This is a genomic window from Sphingomonas sp. Leaf30, assembly GCF_001422525.1.
GTDB lineage: Bacteria > Pseudomonadota > Alphaproteobacteria > Sphingomonadales > Sphingomonadaceae > Sphingomonas > Sphingomonas aerolata.
The window spans coordinates 126,055-149,388 of sequence record NZ_LMKZ01000001.1; the positions used below are offsets into that span (position 1 = coordinate 126,055).

Genomic DNA, 23,334 nt, shown 5'->3' on the forward strand with positions numbered 1-23,334 from the left:
TCGAGCACGGCGAAGGCTATGCCTATGACGGCAAGCCCGCCTACGAGGTGCCCGCGCGCAACATCATGCCCCCGGCGCTCGTCAAAAGCGATTATTTCATCGCCAAGCACGGCTATGTCGCACCCAGCAACCGCGCCTTCTACAATGACGACCGGCTGAACCCTTATGCCTATGACGAGGGCAGCAAATTCTACTGGATCCGGCCCGCGGCGGTCGGCGGCAAGTCGCTGATCTGGGGGCGCTGGTGCTTCCGGTGGAGCGAAGAGGATTTCGAGGCGAACAAGCGCGACGGAATCGATGGCGACTGGCCGATCCGCTATGGCGACGTCGCGCCCTGGTACAGCTATGTCGAGAAATATATCGGCGTGTCCGGCTCGCGCGAGAATCTGCCCTATCTGCCGGACAGCGAATTCCAGCCACCCATCCCGATGAACGTCGCGGAAAAGTGGCTGAAGCAGAATCTGGAGAGCCGCTTCCCCGGTCGCAAGCTGATCAACACGCGCCTGTCCAACATGACCGAGGACAAGCCCGAGCAGAACCGGACCAAATGCCAGTTCCGTAACCAGTGCAGCAATGGCTGCTCGTTCGGCGCCTATTTCTCGACCCAGGCGGTGACGCTGCCCGCGGCGCGCGCGACCGGCCGGCTCACGCTGCAATCGGACGCGGTCGTCACCAGCCTCGATTATGATCCCAAGGCCAAGCGCGTGACCGGCGTCCGCTACATCGATACCAAGACCGGCCAGGCGCAGTCGGTCCAGGCCGACCTCGTCTTCCTCTGCGCTTCGGCGATGGCATCGACGCAAATCCTGCTCAATTCGCGTCCGGCGGGCAGCGATCGCAGCCATTTCGACACGAGCGGCACGCTCGGCCGCTATGTGATGGACCATATCTTCCGCGTCGGGGTCGACGGCGAGATCGGCGGGATGCAGGAGTTCATCGAATATGGCCGCCGCCCGGGGGGCGTCTATATCCCGCGCTTCCGCAACATCGGCGGCGACGACGGTGTCGGCTTCAAGCGCGGCTATGGCTATCAGGGCGGCGCCTATCGCACGCCCGCGGCACCCGTCGGGTTCGGCGCATCGATGAAGCACGGGATGCGCAACTATGCGCCGTGGCACTTCAGCATGGGCGCGTTCGGCGAATGCCTGCCCTATGCCGACAACCATGTGTCGCTGCATGCGTCGAAGGTCGACCGGTTCGGCGTGCCGCTGCTCCGGTTCGACGTGCGCTTCCACGACAATGAACTCAAGATGATGGCCGATGCGCGGGCGCAGGGTGAGGCGATGCTCCGCGGTGCCGGGCTGACCAACGTCAAGAGTTCGGAACAGGAGCACGTCCCCGGTGACGCGATCCACGAGATGGGCGGCGCGCGCATGGGGCGCGATCCGCGCACCTCGGTGCTCGACGCGTGGAGCCGCGCGCACGAGGCCACCAACCTCTACGTCACCGACGGCGCGCAGATGGCTTCGGCCTCCTGCGTCAATCCGTCGCTCACCTTCATGGCACTGACCGCACGCGCCGCCGATCACGCGGTGAAGCAGCGCACCCGCGCCTGATCGGCCCCCGCCACCCGTTTATGATATCGCTATCATTAACGGGTGGCACGTGGCGGATCAGTCGACGGAGACTTTGGGCCTGCGCCGCGGTGCCGAGTCGGACTGGCGCCGGATCAGCGTGAAATCGAACGTCTTGTGCCGGTCCTGCGGATCGATCGCCTGCGACCGGCGGATGGTCGAGGCGAGCATTTCGACCGCCGACCGCGCCATGTCCGCGATCGGCTGGTGGATCGTCGTCAATTCGGGCCAGATCGCGGTCGACAAAGTCGTGTCGTCGAACCCGCACACCGTCAGGTCGCCCGGCACGTCGAGCCCGCGCCGATGCGCGACCGCGACCGTCGCAGCCGCCATGTCGTCGTTCGACGAGAAGATCGCCGATGGCTGCTCGGCGAGCCCCAGCAGCGTCTCGGCCGCATCGAGCCCCGATCGGTAGGTGAACAGCCCGTGCGCGATCAGCGACTCGTCGCGCGCGATCCCGGCCTCGTCCAGCGCCGCCGCATAGCCTTCGAGCCGGCGCGCGCTCGACGACAAATTAGGATTGCCAGTGATGAAGCCGATCCGACGATGGCCCAGCGCGATGATGTGCCGAGTCATCGTCAGCGCCGCCTCGCGGTCGTCGATGCGGATCGCCAGCATGTCGGGCACGGGCAGACCGCTCGCTAGCGACACGGTCGGGACCTGTGCCGCCGCCAGCAGGTCGAGCACCGCATCCGCCTCGCACAGCGGCGGCGGCAGGATGATGCCGTCGATCCCGCCCTCGATCAGGTGACGCGTCACCGCGATCTCGTGCTCGCCCAGGTCGCATTTCTCGATGATGATCTGCACGTCGCTGCGCGCGGCTTGGTCGAGGCTGCCGAGCAGGAACTCGCTGAGAAAGCCCGCGCTCGGGTTGCTGTACAGCAGGCCGATGCGGACCTGCCCCGCCCCGGCCAGGCTGCGCGCGGCCGGGTTGGGCGCATAGTTCAGCGTCGCGATCGCGTGAGTCACCGCGTCGCGCGTCGCGGCGCGCACATTGCTCGTGCCGTTGATCACGCGCGACACGGTCATCGGCGAGACCCCGGCGAGTCGCGCGACGTCGCTGATGGTCGGCGCGCCGCCGGTGCGCCGCGACGTCTTGACGCGGCCGATCGAGGAAGTGTTCATGTACCAACCGTTAGCGCACCCCCTTGACGCGGCAAAGCCCCACGCGATCCGATCCCGAGTCGGTTATCGTCGTCGGGCCTCGATCGACGACTCGCCCCGTTGCGAGACGCCTGCCATTCTTTTCATGGGGTATTTTTCGTGCGCGACGATGCGGAACCCCCTTGCTCCGGCGCACGAGAGGGATATGATAGCGCTATCTCCCGCCCCGGCGGAGGACAGGTCTCGTAGAAGACCAGCTCTTAGGAAGGATCATTAAGGTCATGCGCCTCCGTTTCCCCATGCCCGCCCGCCGTGCGCGCGCGGTCCCGTTGCTGGCCGTCTCCGCTCTGGTCATTCCCGTTCTGGCGGGTCTCGCACCCGCGCTGTTCACGGGCGGGGCCGCGACGGCACAGTCCGCCGCCAAGCCGCAGGGCGAACCGCGCAGCCCCGAGGGCAAGCGCTATCTGTCGCAGCCGCTGGTCACCAGCATCTACACCGCTGACCCGTCCGCGCATGTCTTCAACGGCAAGATTTACGTCTATCCGAGCCACGACATCGACGTGACGACCGCCGACGACGATCTGGGCAACCAATATGCGATGCGCGATTACCGCGTGCTGTCGATGGACCGGATCGGCGGGCCGGTGAAGGTGAACCCCGTCGCGCTCGACGTGAAGGACGTGCCCTGGGCGTCGCAGCAGATGTGGGCGCCCGACGCGGCCTATAAGAACGGCACCTATTATCTGTATTTCCCGGTACGCGACAAACAGCTCGACAAGAACGGGCTCGGCACCTTCCGCATCGGCGTCGCGACCTCGAAGAGCCCGGTCGGCCCGTTCAAGGCGGACCCCAAGCCGATCGCGGGCAGCTTCTCGATGGATCCCGCGGTGTTCACCGACGCGAACGGCGCCAGCTACATGTATTTCGGCGGCATCTGGGGCGGCCAGCTGCAGCGCTGGAAGGACGGCAAGTTCGATCCCAACGGCTCCGACACCGATCTCGGCCAGGACGACCAGCCCGCGCTGTCGGGCAAGATCGCGCGGTTGAACCCCGACATGAAGAGCTTTGCCGAGACGCCGCGCGACGTCCAGATCCTCGACGAGGCCGGCAAGCCCGTGCTCGGCGGCGATCATGAGCGGCGCTTCTTCGAGGCCTCCTGGGTCTTCAAGCGCGGCGGCAAATATTACTACACCTACTCGACCGGCGACACGCACTTCCTGAACTATGCGACCGGCGACAACCCGTACGGGCCGTTCACCTACAAGGGGCATATCCTGAAGCCGGTGCAGGGCTGGACGAGCCACCATTCGATCATCGAGTGGAACAAGAAATGGTGGCTGTTCTATGCGGACACGCAGCTGAGCAACAAGAACCACCTGCGCAACGTCAAGGTGACCGAGCTGAAGTTCGCGCCCGACGGCTCGATCCCCACCATCGATCCGTTCGTCAACTGATGTTCCTGGGAATCGACATCGGCACCTCCGGCGTAAAAGCCGTGGTGCTCGACGAGGCCGGCAGCGTCGTCGGCCAGGGCGTTGCCGCGCTGAGCGTCCAGCGGCCGCATCCGCTCTGGTCCGAACAGGATCCCGATGCGTGGTGGCATGCGACCACCGCGGCGGTCCAGGCGATCGACCCGGCCGTCCGCCGTTCGGTCCGCGGCGTCGGGCTTGCCGGGCAGATGCACGGCGCGACCCTGCTCGACGCCGACGACCGCCCTTTACGCCCCGCGATCCTGTGGAACGACGGCCGCAGCTTTGCTGAGTGCGAAGCGATGGAGCGTGCGGTGCCCGATCTGCGCGCAATCGCGGGCAACATCGCGATGCCGGGCTTCACCGCGCCCAAGCTGCTCTGGGTGCGCGAGCATGAGCCCGAGATCTTCGCAAAGATCGCGACCGTGCTGCTGCCCAAGGACTATGTCCGCCTGCTGATGACCGGCGACAAGGCATCCGACCTGTCGGACAGCGCAGGGACCCTGTGGCTCGACGTCGCCGCGCGGAGCTGGAGCGACGCGCTGCTGGCCGCGTGCGGACTGACGCAGGCGCAGATGCCACGGCTGTACGAAGGCTCCGAGATCACCGGCACGCTGACCGCCGAGGTCGCCGAACTCTGGGGCATGCCGCCGGTCCCCGTCGCGGCGGGGGGTGGCGACAATGCCGCGGGTGCGGTCGGCGTCGGCGTGGTCGCGGACGGCGATGCACTGCTCTCGCTCGGCACCTCGGGGGTGATCTTCGTCGCGACCAAGGACTTCCGTCCCAACGCTGATAGCGCGGTCCATGCCTTCTGCCATGCGCTGCCGGGCATGTGGCACCAGATGTCGGTCCATCTGTCGGCCGCGTCGTGCATCGACTGGGTGGCGAGGATCACCGGCGCGACCGGCCCGGCCGACCTGTTCGCACGCGCGGAAGCCGCCGGTCCCGCCAGCGGCCCCGAGATCTTCCTCCCCTATCTGTCGGGCGAGCGTACGCCGCACAATGATGCCGAGGTCCGCGGCGCGTTCCTCCGGCTCGACAACGACACCGATGCCGGCCGGCTGTCGCAGGCGGTGCTCGAGGGCGTCGCCTTCGCGCTCGCCGACGGGCTCGACGTGCTGCGCGCGGCGGGGACGACGGTCGAACGCCTCGCGGTCATCGGCGGCGGCGCGCGCTCGCGCTACTGGGGCGCGGTGCTCGCCGCGGCGATGGAGGTCGAACTCGTCTATCTCCAGGGCGGCGAGGTCGGCCCCGCGCTCGGCGCCGCGCGGCTCGCGCAGCTCGGTGTCGATGGCGGCGATCCCGCGACCGTCTGCGTCGCACCGCCCGTGTCGCACCGCATCGCTCCCGACCCCGCCCTCGTCGCCGCGCTCGCCGAGAAAAAGGCGGCGTTCCGCCAGGCCTATTCCCGTATCACCCCCAAGTCATAGGAATACCCGATGTCCGACTTCTTCGCCGATATCCCCCAGATCAAATATGAGGGCCCCGACAGCAGCAACGAGCTCGCCTATCGCTATTATGACAAGAGCAAGGTCGTGCTCGGCAAGACGATGGAGGAGCATCTGCGCTTCGCCGCGTGCTTCTGGCACACCTTCTGCTGGCCGGGGTCGGACGTGTTCGGCGGCGGCACGTTCAACCGCCCCTGGCATGCCGGCGCCAACGATTCGGCCGCCGCGGCGCACAAGCGCGAGGTCGCGTTCGACTTCTTCAAGAAGCTCGACGTGCCCTATTACTGCTTCCACGACGTCGACGTCATGGCGGATGCCGCCAACGTGACCGAGCATCGCCGCTTCTTCGCCGAAGCCGTCGACCATCTCGAACAGCTCCAGGCCGCGTCGGGCCGCAAGCTGCTTTGGGGCACCGCCAACGCGTTCAGCCATCCGCGCTATGCCGCGGGCGCGTCGACCAACCCCGATCCCGAAGTCTATGCCTTTGCCGCGCTGCAGGTCCGCGACGCGCTCGAGGCGACGCATCGCCTCGGCGGCCAGAACTACGTGCTGTGGGGCGGTCGCGAAGGCTATGAGACGCTGCTCAACACCGACATGAAGCGCGAACTCGACAATTTCGGCCGCTTCCTCAGCCTGGTCGTCGAGCACAAGCACAAGATCGGCTTCACCGGCACGATCCTGATCGAACCCAAGCCGCACGAGCCGACCAAGCATCAGTACGACTTCGACACCGCGACGGTGTACGGGTTCCTCAAGCGCTACGGGCTCGAGAACGAGGTGCGCGTCAACATCGAGGCGAACCACGCCACGCTGTCGGGGCATACCTTCGAACACGAGATCGCGACCGCCAACGCGCTCGGCATCTTCGGGTCGATCGATGCCAATCGCGGCGATCCGCAGAATGGCTGGGATACCGACCAGTTCCCCAATTCGGTCGAGGAACTGACGCTGGCGATGGTCGAGATCCTGCGCGGCGGCGGCTTCACCACCGGCGGCTTCAACTTCGACGCCAAGGTCCGGCGCCAGAGCATGGACGCGGCCGACCTGTTCTACGGCCATGTCGGCGGCATCGACGTCGTCGCGAAGGGCCTGCTCGCCGCTGCCGCGATCATCGAGGATGGTCGGGTCGATGTGATCAAGGCCAAGCGCTATGCCGGCTGGGACGGTGACTTCGGCAGCACGATCGGCGGGCTCGATCTGGCCGGTATCGCCGATCTTGCGGTCGAGCGCGACATTGATCCGAAGCCGGTTTCGGGCCAGCAGGAACGCCTCGAAAACCTGATCAACCGCTTCCTCTGATCGACCCGCGACGCCGGGGCCACGTCCTGACGGACGGGCCCCGGCCTTGCCGCCGCTCGCCGCCCAGCCGCTGCAATCAAGCCGCTGGGAACAGGCAATAAACCCGTCAATCCGGGTCCGATTGCCACATGAACGATTTGTCACGATCGCGGCGGGGCCCTTTGCCCCTGCTGCTGTGTTGTCGCGCCTGACACCAGTTGTCCGCAAGTCATGTCAGGGGCCGGATCGATGCGTAATACAATCATTAGGGCAACAACACTTCCCGATCACACCGCCTAGTCTGAAAAGACCATGACGAGGACCAGGGTGATGGCCGGCTATGCTGGTCGTTATGGCGATTATAGCTGCTGTGTCGCGCCGGATCGGTGCCGCATTGGAAGCAGCGACGGACTCTGCGCGTGACCGCCGGGATTGGTCTGACCTGGGCAATCTGCGGTGCGGCAACGGCCGGGGTGATCGCGCGCCCGTTCCGCCTGCCCGAAGCGGTCTGGGCGGTCGCCGGCGCGGTCGCGCTGCTCGCGCTGGGTCTGTTGCCGGTCGCTGCCGGGCTGACCGCGGTCGGCAAGGGCATGGACGTCTATCTCTTCCTGATCGGCATGATGCTGCTCAGCGAGACCGCGCGCCAGCAGGGCCTGTTCGACTGGATCGCCGCGACCGCCGCGCGCGGCGCGCGGGGGTCGCCCGTCCGCCTGTTCGCGCTCGTCTATGTCACCGGGATCGTCACCACGACCTTTCTGTCGAACGACGCCACCGCGGTCGTGCTCACGCCCGCCGTCTATGCCGCCGCGCGCAAGGCCAAGGCGGATCCGCTGCCGCTGCTGTTCGCCTGCGCGCTCATCGCCAACGCGGCAAGCTTCGTGCTGCCCATCTCCAATCCGGCGAACCTCGTGCTCTATGGCGGCACGATGCCCCCGCTCGGCCAGTGGTTCGCGTCGTTCGCGCTGCCATCGGTCGCGGCGATCGTCGTGACCTATGGCGCGCTCCGCTGGACCGAGCGTGCACGACTCGTCGGGCAATGCGAGACGGAGATCGCGCGCACGCCGCTGACCATCGGCGGCAAGGCGGCGCTGGCGGGGATCGTCGTCACGGCGGTCGTGCTGCTGCTGGCCTCGGCATTCGACGTGCAACTGGGGTTGCCGACCTGCATCGCCGGGGTCGCGACGACGCTCGCCATCTGCCTGCTGGTCCGCATGTCACCCCTCATGGTCGTGCGTGACGTGTCGTGGAGCGTGCTGCCGCTCGTCGCCGGGCTGTTCGTACTGGTCGAGGCGCTCGATCATAGCGGCGTCATCGGCCACGTCGCGGCGTGGTTGCGTGCAGAGGCCGCCGATCCGGCGCGCGCGGCGATGACCGCGGGGACCCTGCTCGCTTTCGGGTCGAACCTGGTCAACAATCTTCCCGCCGGGCTGATCGCGAGCACCGCGGTCGCGCAGGCGCAGCCGCCGCGCGTCGTCGTCGATGCGCTGCTGATCGGCGTCGATCTCGGCCCCAACCTGTCGATCACCGGGTCGCTCGCGACGATCCTCTGGCTCCAGGCAATCCGCCGCGAAGGCCTTGATGTCGGCTTCCTGCGCTTCCTGAAGGTCGGCGCGGTGACGATGATTCCCGCGCTCGCCGCCGCGCTCGGCACGCGCCTGCTGATCGGCTGACCCTCGACGCTCCTCTCTGCCGCCCCCTCTTTCCCAGGACCAAGGACCGACCATGGCGACCCTCTCCGCTTCCCTGCCCTCCCACCCCCCCGGCTGCAAAGCCCCGCACCGTCATGCGCCGGCGGGACGTACGCTCGACGCGCTGAACTTCTTCCTCGCCGACGTGCGCGACGGGCTTGGGCCCTATCTCGCCATCTATCTGGTCGCGGTCCGCGGCCCCGCGCATGGCTGGAACGAGGCGACGGTCGGGCTGGTCCTGACGATCGCCGGGATCGTCGGCCTGATCGCGCAGACGCCCGCCGGCAGCCTGATCGACAAGAGCCGCAACAAGCCGCGGATCGTCATGGTGGCAGCGTTGTTGGTGACGTTGGCCAGCGTATCGCTACCGTTCGTCACGGGCTTCACCGTGGTGACCATCACCCAGTCGGTCGCCGCCGTCGCGGGCGCGATCTTCGCCCCCGCAATCTCGGCGATCACGCTCGGTCTGGTCGGGCCAAAGATGTTCGCCAAGCGGGTCGGCCGTAACGAGGCGTTCAACCATGCCGGCAATGCGGTGTCCGCCGGGCTTGCAGGCGTGCTCGCTTGGAAGTTCGGACCGGTCGTGGTCTTCTGGCTGATGGGCGCGCTGACCGTCGCCAGCATCGTCACCGCGACGCGGCTCCACAACGACGATATCGACAATGCCGTCGCGCGTGGCCTCGACTGCGAGCCCGATGCGGACTGCGACGAGCCGAGCGGCTGGAAGACGCTGATCGAAAACCGCCCGCTGATGACCTTCGCGGTGATCGCGTTCCTCTTCCATCTGGCGAATGCCGCGATGCTGACCTCGGTCAGCCAGCTGCTCGCGCGCACCGTCGGCAAGGATCAGGCGACGTCGCTGACCGCCGCGTGCATCGTCGCGGCACAGCTCGTGATGGTGCCCGTCGCGATCTTCGTCGGCCGGCATGCCGAACGGCTCGGCACCAAGCCGCTGTTCCTCGTCGCCTTCGGATTCCTCGCCGCGCGCGGCGCGCTCTACACGCTGTCCGACGACCCCTATTGGCTGGTCGGCGTGCAGGCACTGGACGGCGTCGGCGCGGGCATTTTCGGCGCGCTGTTCCCCGTCGTGATCGCCGACCTGACCGAAGGCAGCGGCCGGTTCAACGTCAGTCAGGGCGCGGTCGCGACGACGCAGGGGCTTGGCGCGGCGCTGTCGGCGACGCTGGCGGGATCAATCATCGTCTGGGCAGGCTACAGCGCGAACTTCCTCACCCTAGCAGCGATCGCGGGATGCGGGTTCCTGCTCTATCTGGTCGCTATGCCCGAGACGAAGAAGCGCGCGCGCGGATAAGTCCGGGCGATCGATCGGAACACCCCCCTGTCCTGTGGTCTCACTTTCGTGCAACAGCAGGACCCCGCATCACCCTGTCCCCTGCCCCGGATCCCGAGCCGCATGACCAGCGACATTCTCATCATCGGTTCCGGCGCCGCCGGGCTGACCGCCGCGCTCACCCTCGCCGACCGTTTCACCGTCACCGTGCTCGCCAAGGGGGCGCTCAACGAAGGGTCGACCGCTTGGGCGCAGGGCGGGATCGCCGCGGTACTCGAACCCGGCGACACGTTCGAGAATCATGTCGAGGACACGATGGTCGCCGGCGCCGGGCTGAACGATCGCGGGATCGTCGAGATGGTGGTCGAGGGTGCCCCTGCCGCGATCGAACGGCTCACCCATCTCGGCGTGCCGTTCGAGACCGAAGGGAACGCGCTGCACCTGACGCGCGAGGGCGGCCACAGTCATCGCCGGATCGTCCATGTCGCCGACGCGACCGGGTGGGCGGTGCAGGAGGCGCTGCAGAGGGCCGCCGAGGCGCATCCCAACATCACGCTGGTCCCCGACCAGGTCGCGATCGACCTTGCCACCGGGCGGCACGAGATGCGCTATTCGGGCGCCGGCCGGGTCTGGGGCGTCTATGCGGTCGACCGCGGCACCGGACGCGTCGCACTCTACACGGCGCGCGCGACGATCCTCGCGACCGGGGGCGCGGGCCGCACCTATCTGTTCTCGACCGCGCCACGCGGTGCGACGGGTGACGGCATCGCGATGGCCTGGCGCGCGGGCGCGCGCGTGTCGAACATGGAGATGATGCAGTTCCACCCGACCTGCCTCTACAATCTGGAGGTCAAGAATTTCCTGATCACCGAGGCGGTGCGCGGCGAAGGCGGACGGTTGATCAACCCGACCACCGGCAAGCGTTTCATGACCTATTATGATCCCGTCCGGATGGAGCTGGCGCCGCGCGATATCGTCGCGCGCGCGATCGATGCCGAGATCAAGCGCTACGGGCTCGATTACGTCCATCTCGACATCAGCCACATGCCCGCCGACTTCATCCGGCATCATTTTCCGAACATTCACGAAAAGCTGCTGACGGTCGGGATCGACATGACGACGCAGCCGATCCCGGTCGTCCCCGCCCAGCATTACACCTGTGGCGGGATCGTCGTCGACGAGCATGGCAAGACCGACCTTCCCGGGCTCTACGCGGCGGGCGAATGCACCGAATCGGGGCTGCACGGCGCGAACCGGCTGGCGTCGAACTCATTGCTCGAATGCTTCGTGTTCGGCGAGGCCGCGGCGGACAGCATCGCCGCCGATTGGGACAGCCTGCCCCCGCCGCCGCCGATCCGCCCCTGGGACGAAAGCCGCGTCACCGATTCCGACGAGGAGGTGGTGATCAAGCAGACCTGGACCGAGATCCGCCGCTTCATGTGGAATTATGTCGGCATCGTCCGCACGACCAAAAGGCTCGAACGCGCGCAGCACCGGATCGCGATGCTGAACGAGGAGGTCGCCGAATATTACCAGCATTTCCGCGTCACGCCCGACCTGATCGAACTGCGCAACCTGCTTCAGACCGCCGAACTGATCGTCCGCTCGGCGCTACATCGTCACGAAAGCCGTGGCCTGCACTACACGCTCGATTATCCGCAGATGTTGCCGGAGGCGGTCGACACGGTCCTGACGCCCTGACGTTCCGCGTCCCGGCGCATCGGACGTGCAGTTCGTCGCAGCCGGCCGCGCGGGGCGTATCGCGGCGATCCGGACCGTATCAGGATCATAGCGCTATCGCAGGATATCCGACACCCATGGCATTTGGCAGGTTCGCGCGTCTTTTCGTGACCGGCGGCATCGCGCTCGCGCTGACCGGCTGTGGCTCGACGTCACGCCCCGGGGCGACCGGCGCCGCGCCGCAGGGCGATGGGACCACCAGCGTATCGATCCCGGTCCCATTACCCACCGCACGCGCCACCCGTGCCGCGCCCGCTCCGCTCGTCACCGCGATCGACGCCTTACACCATGATTTTGCGGGCAAGGCGGGGATCGCGATCCGCGCGGTGGACGAGGGCTGGACGGTCGAGGCCGGCGGACGCCAGCGCCTGCCGCAGCAATCGGTCAGCAAGCTCTGGGTCGCGATCACGCTGCTCGACCTGCGCGACCAGGGCAAGGCGAAGCTCGAGGATCCGGTCGTCGTCCGCGCGGAGGATCTGACGCTGTTCCATCAGCCGATCGCGATGCTCGTCACCGGCGACGGCTATCACACCACCGTCGGCGAATTGCTCAGGCGTGCGCTGACGCATAGCGACAATACCGCGAACGACCGGCTGCTGAGCTATGTCGGCGGCCCGCGCGCGGTGCGCGGCATGATCCTGCGCAAACAGCTGGGCGAGATCCGCTTCGGTCCGGGCGAGCGGCTGTTGCAGAGCGAGACGGCGGGGCTCGTCTGGCAACCCGCCTATGCGCTCGGTAACGCGTTTGCGGTCGCGCGCGCACGGCTCGATCCGCAGATCCGCGCCGCCGCACTCGACGCCTATGTCGCGAATCCGCCCGATGGCGCCGCGCCGATCGCGATCGCGGACGCGCTGGCCCGGCTCGCGCGGGGCGAATTGCTCAGCGCCAGTTCGACGCAGGTCCTGCTCGACACGATGGGCGCGTCGGTCACCGGCCGCGCCCGGCTGCGCGCCGCGCTGCCCGCGGGGTGGCGGATCGCGCACAAGACCGGCACCGGCCAGGATCTCGGTCCCCGCAACGCCGGCTTCAACGATGTCGGACTTCTCACCGCACCCGACGGCAAGCGCTATGCGATCGCGGTGATGATCGGCGACACGCTGCGGCCGATCCGCGAACGCCAGATGCTGATCCAGGCGGTCGCCGCCGCGGTCGCCGCGCATGCCGGTGGCGCCCGCCCGTCGGTCTGAGATTTTCCTCACACCTGATACCCAACAACCACGCTTCGCCCATTGGTCCGCGCGCGCGCATCCGCTAGACCGCGCGCGATGCCCCATCTCTATCTCGTCGACGGCTCCGGCTATATCTTCCGCGCCTATCACCGGCTGCCGCCGCTTACCAACAAGCATGGCGAGCCGGTCGGCGCGGTGTACGGCTATACCACGATGCTGTGGAAGCTCGCGGACGAGGTCCACGCGGCCGATGGCCCGACGCACATGGCGGTCATTCTCGACAAGTCGTCGAAGACGTTCCGCAACGATCTCTATGACAAGTACAAGGCACAGCGTCCGCCCCCACCCGAGGATCTCGTCCCCCAGTTCCCGATGATCCGCGACGCAACGCGCGCCTTCTCGCTGCCGTGCATCGAGACCGAGGGGCTCGAGGCGGACGACATCATCGCCTGTTATTCGAAGGCTGCGCTGGCGCAGGGCTGGTCGGTCACGATCGTCTCGTCGGACAAGGACCTGATGCAGCTGATCGAGCCCGGGCTCGACATGTACGACACGATGAACAACCGCCGGCTGGGTGCGGAGCATGTCGCGGAGAAATTCCACGGCGTCACGCCATCGCAGCTCGGCGACGTGCTCGCGCTGATGGGCGACAGCGTCGACAATGTGCCGGGCGTTCCCGGCGTCGGCCCGAAGACCGCTGCCAAGCTGATCCTCGAACATGGCGATCTCGAATCGGTGCTCGCCGCCGCCGAGGGCATGAAGAAGGGCAAGCTGCGCGACAATCTGATCGAGCATGCCGAGATGGCGCGGCTGTCGAAGGTGCTCGTCACGCTCAGATGCGACGTCGCGCTGCCCGAGCCGCTCGAGGATCTCGAGCTCAAGGGCATCCCCGACGCACCCTTGCGCGCGTTCCTTGATCATCACGGCTTCAAGTCGCTGATCGCCAAATTGTCCGCCGTCGCCGAAGCACCGGTCGCCGAGTCGACCGTCGTCGCGGACATGGACGCGGACGAGCCATGCAAGCATGACGATTACGAGACCGTCGTCGACGAGGCGGCGCTCGACCGCTGGATCACGCTGGCGAAGCATCAGGGCTGGATCGCGATCGACACCGAGACGACCGGGATCGACGCGACGCGCGCGGACCTGGTTGGGATCAGCCTCGCGCTGCATCCGAACCTCGCCTGCTACGTGCCCATCGCGCATGGCGGCACGGACCTGCTCGCGGAAAACCCGGTCCAGATCGACCGCGCGGTCGTGCTCGCGAAGATGAAGCCGCTGCTGGAAGATCCGAGCATCCTCAAGATCGGCCATAATCTCAAATACGACATGATCGTGCTGGCCCGCGCCTATGCGGCCACCGGTGGCGTGACGATCGCGCCGTTCGACGACACGATCCTGATGAGCTTCGATCTCGACGCGGGGCTTCACGGCCACGGCATGGACGAGCTTGCCGCGACGCACCTTTCGCACACCTGCATCGCGTTCAAGGACGTGGTCGGCACCGGCAAGTCGCAGCGCAGCTTCAACGAAATCGACCTCAAGGCCGCGACCCATTATGCCGCGGAGGACGCGGACGTGACGCTGCGCCTGTGGCGGCGGTTCAAGCGCCGCCTGCCCGCCGAGGGTTCGACGCGCGTCTACGAGATGGTCGACCGCCCGCTTGTCCCCGTCATCGCGCAGATGGAGATGCACGGGATCAAGGTCGACGCCGCGAAGCTGTCGAAGCTCTCGACCGAGTTCGCCGCACAGATGGCGAGCCTCGAGACCGAGATTCACGCACTCGCCGGCGGCCCCTTCACGATCGGCAGCCCCAAGCAGCTCGGCGACGTGCTGTTCGAGAAGATGGGCATCAAGGGCGGCCGCAAGGGCAAGTCCGGAGTCTATTCGACCGACGTCACCGAACTCGAGCGGATCGCCGCCGACAAGGATTCGCCCGGCGCGGTGATCGCGCGCAAGGTGCTCGACTGGCGCCAGCTCTCGAAGCTGAAATCGACCTATACCGATGCGTTGCAGGCGCAGATAAACCCCGCGACGGGCCGCGTCCACACGTCCTACTCGCTGACGGGCGCGCAGACTGGACGGCTGTCGTCGACCGATCCCAACCTGCAGAACATCCCGATCCGCACCGAGATCGGCCGCCAGATCCGCGACGCGTTCGTGGCCGAGCCCGGCAACGTCATTCTCGCCGCCGACTACTCGCAGATCGAGCTGCGGCTGGCCGCGCACATGGCGAACGTCCCTGCGCTGAAGCAGGCGTTCGCGAATGGCGACGACATCCACAGCCTCACCGCGCAGGAGCTGTTCGGCGAGGTCAACCGCGACACGCGCGGCCGCGCCAAGACGATCAACTTCGCAATTCTCTACGGCATCTCGCGCTGGGGGCTCGCCGGCCGGCTCGACGTGAGCGCGGACGAAGCGCAGGCGATGATCGACCGCTATTTCGATCGCTTCCCCGGCATCTCGAGCTACATCGTCGACACCACCGAAAGCGTCCGCGCGACCGGGTTCACGACGACGTTGTTCGGTCGCAAGACGCATTTCCCGCGGATCCGCTCGAAGATCCAGCACGAACGCCAGGGCGCCGAGCGCGCCGCGATCAACGCGCCGATCCAGGGGACGAGCGCGGACATCATCAAGCGCGCGATGGTCCGCATGGGGCCGGCGCTGCTCGAAGCCGGGCTGCCGAACGTGCGCATGCTGCTTCAGGTCCACGACGAACTCGTGTTCGAACTGCCCGAGGGCGATGTCGAGGCGGCCAAGCCCGTCATCGAACGCGTGATGGCGTCCGCGGCCGAGCCGGCGGTGACGCTCGACGTGCCGCTGGGGATCGAGATCGGCACCGGCCTGAGCTGGGGCGCAGCGCATTGATCGCGCAGGGCGGCAGCCGGCCACGCCCGGCTGACTCGCACAAGCGCGGCCGGCGGAGCGCTTGCTCCGACCGACGACACGGCTTTGCCGCGGCGCGACGCACCAGCGGCGCCCGCCCGTGACCGAATCGACCAAGGACATCGACACGCTCGCCAAGGGCGGTCGGACCAACATTGCGGGCTTCGTCCTCCGCCTCGCCGCGCGCATCCCGTTCCTGTTCATCGCGGGCCGCATCTACGGCCCGGACCTGGTCGGCCGATTCGCGATCGCGGTCGTGGTGGTCGAACTCGCCGCGCTGCTGGCGACGCTCGGGCTCAAGCGCGGTCTCGCGCAGGCGCTGAGCAGCACCGAGCGGCCGCACGCCTATGTCGTGTGGGATGCGATGGCGGTGGCGTTCGTAGCGTCGCTGATCGCGAGCGCGGTGCTCTTCACCTTCCCCGAGATCATGTATCCCAATACGGCGATCACTGGGCTCGACCGGTTCCTGCCGCTCATCATCGTCGCGGTCGCCTGGTCCGACGTCAGCCTGGCAGCACTCGCCTATCGGCTGAACGTCAAGGCCGCGGTCACCGCGCGCGCGGTGGTCGAGCCGTGGACGATCTCGATCGCCGCCTGGGCCTTTTCCTATTTCACGATCCGCGACGGGCTCGTGCTGAGCTATGTCGCGTCGATGACTGCGGCGCTGATCGCCAGCCTCGTGCCGTTCGTGCGCAGCTACGGGCTGCCGCGCGGCTGGTCGCCGCATCTGCGCCCGCTCTACGCGCTCGCCCGCGCCAATGTGCCGCTGGCGGGCGCGGACATCCTCGAATGGGGCAGCCGCAACGTCGACCGCTTCATCCTCGGCGTGATGTTCGAGCCCAAGGTCGTCGGCATCTATTATATGGCGCAACAGGTCGCGAGCCTGCCGCAGAAGCTTAAGACAAGCTTCGACCCGATCCTCGGCCCCGTCATCACGCAGAGTCTTGCGGTCAACGACCGCGCGGCGATCGCCAACCAGGTCCGCCAGGTCGCGTTCTGGATCATGGCGGCACAGGGTGGCCTCGCGCTGATGGGATCGATCCCCGGCGAGGCGGTGATGGGCGTGGTCGGGCCGCAATTCGTCGCTGGCACCGCCGCGCTCGCCTTCCTGCTGACCGCCGAATTCCTCGCCTCGAGCGGCGCGGTCAGCGAATCCGCGCTCGTCTATATCGCGCGGCACCGCAATCTGATGATCTCGGCGGTGATGCTCGCCTTCCAGATCGGCCTCAGCTTCGCGCTGATCTTCGCGATCCGCCGGCTTGGCTATCCGGTCAACTATCAGGCCGCAGGGCCCGCGATCGCGCTCATGATCTCGGTCGCGCTGACCTCGGTGATCAAGTCGCGGCTGCTTGGAAGCCTGCTCGGCGCGAGCGTCTCGCCGTGGCGCTGGCCGCTGGTCTGGGCGGCGCTTGCCGCGATCGTCGTGGGCGCGGGCTTTACCGCGCTGCCCAAGCGGCTCGAATGGGTCGAACTCGCGGTCGGCGAGCCGGCGATCGCCGCGACCTATCTCTTCATCCTGTGGAAATGGGCGTTCGGGCCCGCCGACCGTGCCCTGTTCGCCAAGACCCCCGAGCCCAGCGAAGCGACGCTGCCGCGGAGCGGATCACCGGTCCGCTGATCCGGCCCCCCGAAGCCGGGGGGCCGCCGGCGATCAATGCCGGAAGTGGCGCATCCCGGTGAACACCATCGCCAGCCCCGCCTCGTCCGCCGCCGCGATCACGTCGGCATCGCGGATCGACCCGCCCGGCTGGATCACCGCGGTCGCGCCTGCCTCGACCGCCGCGAGCAGCCCGTCGGCGAACGGGAAGAACGCGTCGGAGGCAACCGCCGAGCCGATCGTCCGCGGCGTCGCCCAGCCCGCCTTGTCCGCCGCATCCTTGGCCTTCCACGCGGCGATGCGCGCGGATTCGAGGCGATTCATCTGCCCCGCACCGATGCCTGCGGTGCTGCCGTCCTTGGCATAGACGATCGCGTTCGACTTGGTGTGCTTGGCGACGGTCCAGGCGAAGCGGCAGTCGGCGAGTTCCTGCGGCGTGGGCTGGCGCTTCGTCACCACCTGCAATTCGCCGGGCGTGCCGTTGTCGCGCCCCTGGACGAGCCAGCCACCCGCGATCGACTTGGCGGTGAGCCCTGCGCGCGCCGCATCGGGCAGGTCGCCGGTCAGAAGCAGACGCAGATTCTTCTTCGCGGCGAACAGTGCGATCGCCTCCTCATCGGCATCGGGTGCGACGACGACTTCGGTGAAGATGCCGGTGATCGCGCGCGCGGTCTCGACATCGAGACGGCGGTTGACCGCGATGATCCCGCCGAACGCCGACACGGTGTCGCAGGCGAACGCCGCGGCATAGGCCTCCTCGAGCGTCGCGGCGGTCGCGACGCCGCACGGATTGGCATGCTTGACGATGACGACCGAGGGGGCGGCATCACGGAACTCGGCGACGAGCTCGAGCGCGGCGTCCGCGTCGTTGAGATTGTTGTAGCTCAGCGCCTTGCCCTGCACCTGACGCGCCTGACCGATGCCGCGGACGCCGTCGGTCGCGGTGTAGAAGGCCGCCGACTGATGCGGGTTCTCGCCGTAGCGGAGCGCATCGCCGCGCTTGAGCGTGATCGGCAGCGTGGCCGGAAACTGCTCGCCCTGGTCGACTGTGCCGAACCAGGTCGCGATCGCCGAGTCATAGGCAGAGGTGGTCGCGAACGCCTTGGCGGCGAGGCGCTTGCGGTCGTCGAGCGTCGTGCTGCCGCCCGCGACCAGCGCATAGTCCGCAGGATCGGTGACGATCGCGACATAGGCGTGGTTCTTGGCGGCCGAGCGCACCATGCTGGGGCCGCCAATGTCGATATTCTCGATCACGGTGTCGCGGTCCGCGCCCTTGGCGACGGTCGCCTCGAACGGGTAGAGATTGACGATCACGAGGTCGATCGCGCCGATCTGGTGCTCCTCCATCGACGCGGCATGCCCCGCATCGTCGCGCACCGCGAGCAGCCCGCCATGGACCATCGGGTGCAGCGTCTTGACGCGGCCGTCCATCATCTCGGGAAAGCCGGTCAGCTCCGACACGTCGCGCACCGTCAGCCCCGCCGCCCGCAGCGCGGTGGCGGTACCGCCGGTCGACACCAGCTCGACACCGTGGCTCGCAAGCGCGGTGCCGAGATCGACGATCCCGGTCTTGTCGGAGACGGACAGGAGTGCGCGCTTTATCGGGATGCTGGTCATGACAGGTCTTTCGTGATCCGGGTTTCGCCGTGCGGCGGGCCTTAGCGTCGGTTGGAGTTTGGGAACAGGGGGCGTGCGGGAACGCGGCGATCTTCGAAGGTGGCGTCTCGACCAGTCATCGCGAAAGGAAGCACCTCCCCGGCGAAGGCCGGGGTCCAGTTGGAAAGGCCGTCGTAACGACGCGCTGTCCCCTGTCAGCACCACCTCGCAACTGGACCCCGGCCTTCGCCGGGGGGGTGGCAGTGTCTGGAAATGAAAAGACCATTGGGTCGTGATCTGGCCGGAGAAAGTGTCAGGCCTTTTTCAGTGCCCAGCTCACGCTCGCGCCGCCCGCCGCGGCCTCGCCAGTGATCATCAGTTGCTGCGTCGCGACCGGGCGGCCGTCCGCGTCGATCCAGACGCTGTCCTCGACCACCAGCGCACCGCCGCGGCAGCGGAACTGCCAGATCGCGCCGCCCGGCAGGCGGAGGATCGCGCCCAGACCGTCCGCGGTCGGCGACACCTGCACCCCTGCGCCCAGATGGAAGCGGATCGCGAACAGCGAAAGGCCCAGGCGCCGCTTGCTGCCCTTGGGCAACAGCGCGTCTTCGCCGCGCAGCTCGCGGCCGTCGCCGGTCAGCATCAGCTGGCGGCGATGCAGGAATCCCCAGCGCCGGACATAGCCGTCATGGCTCGCTTCGATCCGGCTCGCCGCCTCCGATTCCTGCCGGCTCAGCTCCACTTCGGCAACGCCGCGTCCGAGCGTTCCGTCGGCGTGGATCGCGGTCGAGTTGCTGTCGGCGATCGTCAGCGTCGAATGCGCGGCGGTCGACCGCAGACCTTCGACCATCGCCGGCGGCAATTGCGCGATCCCCGCCCGCGCGCCGCCGCAATTGACGACCAGCCGCGCCGGGCCATCGGAGAATTCGAACGCGAGCGTCGAAGCGCACCCGCCTTCGACCAGGCGTGCGACGGGTGGCGGCGCGGCGTCGACGATCAGCACCGAGGTTGCCGCCGCCAGCCGCTGATAGCCCCAGTCGCGCGCCTGGCGGAGCGGCCGGGTCCGGACGCCGCTCGCCTCGATCACCGCGGCGACCTGGGTCTCGCTTGCGGGGCCCCCGCCCTGCCAGCTCGACAGTCCAAGATCGCCATGCGTCACGCCGAGCAGCGCCGCGACCATCCTGGTGAGCGTCGTCGCGACGGGTTCGGGCAAGGCCAGGTTGCGTGCCAGATAACTGTCCTGAAGCAGCGTCAGGAGCTGGATCGAGTCGAGCAGCATCGCCGGGCTGCGCGAGACCGAACCGCCATCGTCGAACAACCCGGTGCCGAGCGCGCGCAGCAGCCCGGCCTCGCCGAACGCACGGCGCGGGTCGCCGCCCGGGATCAGCAGCCCGGCGGCGACGACGCCGCACCATGCCGCGATCCGCGGTGCGCCCGCGGGCACCTTGTCCGCGCTTCGATCAAGGTGCAGCGCGCCCCGCGCGAGCGCGTTCAGCACCTTCGAGCGGTAAACGAGGTCAGACGACGACAGGATCAGCGGCGCATGCGCGGTCCAGAACAGGATCCGCCTGCCCCAGAGGTCCGGCCGCCACGCGATCCCGCCCGGCGTGTCGGCATAAGCGGTCAGCCACAGCCCCATCAGATATTCGGCGATCGGTGCCCCGCGCGCGCGGGTTGCGACGGTCGACAGGTCGCGCAGCCAGGCAAAGCTATGGAAATAGTCGGCAAAGGGACCGGGCAGCGGCTTTGCCAGATCGAGCGTCTCGATATCGCGCGCCTCGCCGCGGAACGACAGCAGGCCCTCGAGCAGCATCGTGCCCCGCGGGATGTCGCCGAGCACCGGATCCTCGGGGACTGCGATCAGCTTGAGCGGATAGCGCCCCTTGAGCCGCAAGGCGTGGAGCGGCGTACGCCAGGTCAGGCGGTGAAACCGCTCCGCCAGCCGATCGGCGAGCGACAGCCCGTTGTCGCCGCCGAGCCGGATCAGGCGACGTCCTTCGTCGATACCGTCGAGCATTGGATCGGTCACGGGATCGGGCTGGTCGGTCAATCGCCCCTCAATGCCGCGATGTTGGCGGCATACTGTGCCGGCCCCCCGCGAAACACCGACGTCCCCGCGACCAGCGCGTCCGCACCCGCATCGATGCAGCGCTTCGCCCATTCGGCGTCGACACCGCCATCGACCTCGAGATCGATCATGCGACCGCTCTTCTCGATCATCGTCCGGATCGCGGTGATCTTCTTGAGCTGGCTGGGGATGAAGCTCTGCCCGCCAAACCCGGGATTGACGCTCATCACCAGCACGAGGTCGACCATGTCGAGCAGGTAATCGAGCATCTTCGCCGGCGTACCGGGGCAGATCACGACGCCCGCGCGCTTGCCGAGCGACTTGATGTGCTGGAGCGAGCGGTGGATGTGCGGGCTCGCCTCGTAATGCACGGTGATGCAGTCCGCGCCGGCCTCCGCGAACGCATCGAGATACGCGTCGACGGGGGCGATCATCAGATGGACGTCGAACGGCTTGGCGGTGACGCCGCGCACCGACTTCATGACTGCGGGGCCGAACGAGATGTTGGGCACGAAATGCCCGTCCATGACGTCGATATGGATCCAGTCGGCGCCGGCCGCATCGATGGCGCGGACCTCCTCACCCAGTTTAGCGAAGTCAGCGGACAGGATCGAGGGGGCGATGCGGACGGGTTGCATGAATGTGTCCTAGCGGGGGATTCACGTGGTGCGAAGGCCTTCAATCCTCCCCCAAAGCGGGGGAGGAATGATCAGGCGCGCTTCAGACGGGTGATGAAGAAGCCGTCGCAACCGCCGTGTTCGGCGAGCATGCCCGGCAGCGTGCGGACGGTGCCAGTGTCGGTCGGCGTGATCCCGGCGGGGAGCTCGGCCTGGTCGACCGGCACGATCGAATAGTCGCTGCGCGCGGCGAGGAACGCGTCGAGCTGCGCCTCGCCCTCCGACGGTTCGAGCGAGCAGGTCGCGTAGACGAGCGTGCCGCCGGGCTTTACCCAATCGGCCGCGCGCGCGAAGATCCGCGCCTGCAGCGCCGCGGTCTCGGCGATGATCGAGGGGCGGACGCGGTGGAGCACGTCGGGGTGGCGACGGAAGATGCCGGTCGCGCTGCACGGCGCGTCGATCAGGATCGCGTCGGCGGGCTCGGCGGGCGCCCATTCGAGAAGGTCGGCGTTCACCACCTCGGCCTTCAGATGCGTGCGATAGAGATTCTCGCGCAGACGCTTGATCCGGCTCTGCGAATTGTCGACCGATGTGACGGTCCAGCCTGCCGAAGCAAGCTGCAGCGTCTTGCCGCCGGGCGCCGCGCACAGATCGAGGACATGGCCCTCCCCCTTGCCCAGCAAGCGCGCGGGCAGTGAGGCGGCGATGTCCTGCACCCACCAGGCGCCGTCGCCAAAGCCCTCCATGTCGGGGACCGAGGCGTGATCACCGAGCCGCAGATGCCCGGGCATGAAGCTCTCGCCGCCGAGCTTTTCGCGCCAGCCTTCGGTCTCGGCGGGGTCGGCGATCGTCAGGTCGAGCGGCGGCGGTGCGGCGATCGCACGGCCCGCATCGTCGACCATCTCCTCGCCCCATGCGGCTTCCCAGCGCAGCTCGACCGGAGCGGGCAGCGTCGGCACCTCGGGCAGCAGCATGTTGGCGCGGAACAGCGTCCCGAACACGCCGTGGACCAGCTTGCGCGGGCCACCATCGACCAGCGGCAGCACGGTCGAGATCGCGGCATGCGACGGCGTACCGAGGATCAGCACCTGGACGAGCGCGATCCGCAGCGCCATCCGCGCCTTCGCATCGTCGGGCAGATTGGTCTTGGTGACCGAATCGATCATCGCGTCGAGATCGGGGAGCCGGCGCAGCGTCTCGGCGGCGATCGCATGCGCAAGCCCGCGATCGGGTCCGTGGATCGCGCGGGTCGCGGCGGGCAGCGCGGATTCGAGCGATTCCCCGCGACGCAGCACCGCGTCGAGCAGGCGCAGCGCGGCGCGGCGGGTGGGGACGCCAAGCGGCTCGGGGGCGTGCGTGTAGTCGGGCATAAGAAGGTCCTTCGCGTTCGGGTGCCGCGCGCTGCATTGGCAAGTCGCACGGCGCGCCCCATGTGGCGGTTACGACGCCAACACGCAATCCGGAGAGCCATGATGGGCCAGCGCCCCGACCATGTGAAGCCACCCGCCTATCTGTCGAAGGATACACCGGTGCCACAGCCCGAGCCGATCGCGCCCGACAAGGACCCCGAACCGCGCGACCCGACGCGCTATGGCGACTGGGAACTGAAGGGCATGGCGATCGACTTCTGATCGCTTCGTCGTTTCGAAGCCTGATCCAGCGCTGCTCCACATCCGTCATCCCCGCGCAGGCGGGGATCCATATTCCCGGTTGTCGGCGGTGAGGCCGCACGCTTCGCCCCTATGGATGCCCGCCTACGCGGGAATGACAGAGGTTGTGTGGGTAAATCTGCGGCAGCGGTCCTGA

General features: G+C 67.8%; 16 protein-coding genes. 11 read left to right on the forward strand and 5 right to left on the reverse strand.

Features of this window, described 5'->3' with window-relative positions:
* Positions 1–1,556, forward strand: a 1,556-nt coding sequence (locus ASE89_RS00610; protein ID WP_156363300.1) for a GMC oxidoreductase, incomplete at its 5' end; no start/stop codon positions are given.
* 57 nt (positions 1,557–1,613) lie between these two features.
* On the opposite strand, the gene ASE89_RS00615 is transcribed toward ASE89_RS00610, so the two are convergent.
* Entirely contained in the window at positions 1,614–2,699 is a 1,086-nt protein-coding gene (locus ASE89_RS00615; RefSeq protein ID WP_082451164.1) for a LacI family DNA-binding transcriptional regulator, read from the reverse strand.
* Between the two features lie 278 nt (positions 2,700–2,977).
* Here ASE89_RS00615 and ASE89_RS00620 point away from each other — a divergent pair, with 278 nt between their 5' ends.
* From ASE89_RS00620 to ASE89_RS00660, 9 genes are all read left to right on the forward strand, one after another.
* The gene (locus ASE89_RS00620) at positions 2,978–4,132 is read left to right on the forward strand and encodes a glycoside hydrolase family 43 protein (RefSeq protein ID WP_056673083.1); all 1,155 of its coding nucleotides are present in this window, start codon (positions 2,978–2,980) and stop codon (positions 4,130–4,132) included.
* Positions 4,132–5,577 carry a xylulokinase gene (xylB, locus tag ASE89_RS00625; protein ID WP_056673086.1) on the forward strand — a complete coding sequence of 482 codons (1,446 nt, stop codon included), beginning with the start codon at positions 4,132–4,134 and terminating at the stop codon, positions 5,575–5,577. Before ASE89_RS00620 ends, xylB begins: the two co-directional genes overlap by 1 nt.
* 9 nt (positions 5,578–5,586) lie before the next feature.
* Positions 5,587–6,894, forward strand: coding sequence for a xylose isomerase (gene xylA, locus ASE89_RS00630; protein ID WP_056673089.1), 1,308 nt, complete (start codon positions 5,587–5,589; stop codon positions 6,892–6,894).
* A 398-nt stretch (positions 6,895–7,292) separates the two neighbouring features.
* Entirely contained in the window at positions 7,293–8,543 is a 1,251-nt protein-coding gene (locus ASE89_RS00635) for an arsenic transporter (RefSeq protein ID WP_056673094.1), read from the forward strand.
* A gap of 52 nt (positions 8,544–8,595) precedes the next feature.
* Positions 8,596–9,873: an MFS transporter gene (locus ASE89_RS00640; RefSeq protein ID WP_056673095.1), complete on the forward strand. Its 1,278-nt coding sequence runs from the start codon at positions 8,596–8,598 to the stop codon at positions 9,871–9,873.
* A 102-nt stretch (positions 9,874–9,975) separates the two neighbouring features.
* Complete coding sequence (nadB, locus tag ASE89_RS00645; protein WP_031440868.1) at positions 9,976–11,553, forward strand: L-aspartate oxidase; 1,578 nt, start codon at positions 9,976–9,978, stop codon at positions 11,551–11,553.
* A 116-nt stretch (positions 11,554–11,669) separates the two neighbouring features.
* Positions 11,670–12,779 carry a serine hydrolase gene (locus ASE89_RS00650; RefSeq protein ID WP_192003302.1) on the forward strand — a complete coding sequence of 370 codons (1,110 nt, stop codon included), beginning with the start codon at positions 11,670–11,672 and terminating at the stop codon, positions 12,777–12,779.
* Positions 12,780–12,857: 78 nt separating this feature from the next.
* Entirely contained in the window at positions 12,858–15,632 is a 2,775-nt protein-coding gene (gene polA, locus ASE89_RS00655; protein ID WP_056673098.1) for a DNA polymerase I, read from the forward strand.
* Positions 15,633–15,750: 118 nt separating this feature from the next.
* Positions 15,751–17,268, forward strand: coding sequence for a lipopolysaccharide biosynthesis protein (locus tag ASE89_RS00660; protein WP_056673101.1), 1,518 nt, complete (start codon positions 15,751–15,753; stop codon positions 17,266–17,268).
* Between the two features lie 33 nt (positions 17,269–17,301).
* Here the strand turns inward: ASE89_RS00660 and purH are convergent, their stop codons facing one another.
* From purH to ASE89_RS00680, 4 genes are all read right to left on the reverse strand, one after another.
* Positions 17,302–18,864: a bifunctional phosphoribosylaminoimidazolecarboxamide formyltransferase/IMP cyclohydrolase gene (gene purH / locus ASE89_RS00665; protein ID WP_056673105.1), complete on the reverse strand. Its 1,563-nt coding sequence runs from the start codon at positions 18,862–18,864 to the stop codon at positions 17,302–17,304.
* Positions 18,865–19,156: 292 nt separating this feature from the next.
* Complete coding sequence (locus ASE89_RS00670) at positions 19,157–20,860, reverse strand: heparinase II/III family protein (RefSeq protein ID WP_056675070.1); 1,704 nt, start codon at positions 20,858–20,860, stop codon at positions 19,157–19,159.
* Positions 20,861–20,889: 29 nt separating this feature from the next.
* Positions 20,890–21,549, reverse strand: coding sequence for a ribulose-phosphate 3-epimerase (gene rpe / locus ASE89_RS00675; RefSeq protein WP_031396295.1), 660 nt, complete (start codon positions 21,547–21,549; stop codon positions 20,890–20,892).
* 71 nt (positions 21,550–21,620) lie between these two features.
* Positions 21,621–22,898 (reverse strand): RsmB/NOP family class I SAM-dependent RNA methyltransferase, encoded by a 1,278-nt coding sequence (locus ASE89_RS00680; protein ID WP_056673109.1) that lies wholly within the window; start codon positions 22,896–22,898, stop codon positions 21,621–21,623.
* A gap of 102 nt (positions 22,899–23,000) precedes the next feature.
* Between ASE89_RS00680 and ASE89_RS19505 the strand changes: the two genes are divergently transcribed.
* On the forward strand, positions 23,001–23,159 hold the full coding sequence (locus ASE89_RS19505; protein ID WP_082451263.1) for a DUF1674 domain-containing protein: 159 nt from the start codon (positions 23,001–23,003) through the stop codon (positions 23,157–23,159).
* Positions 23,160–23,334 lie beyond the last annotated feature (175 nt).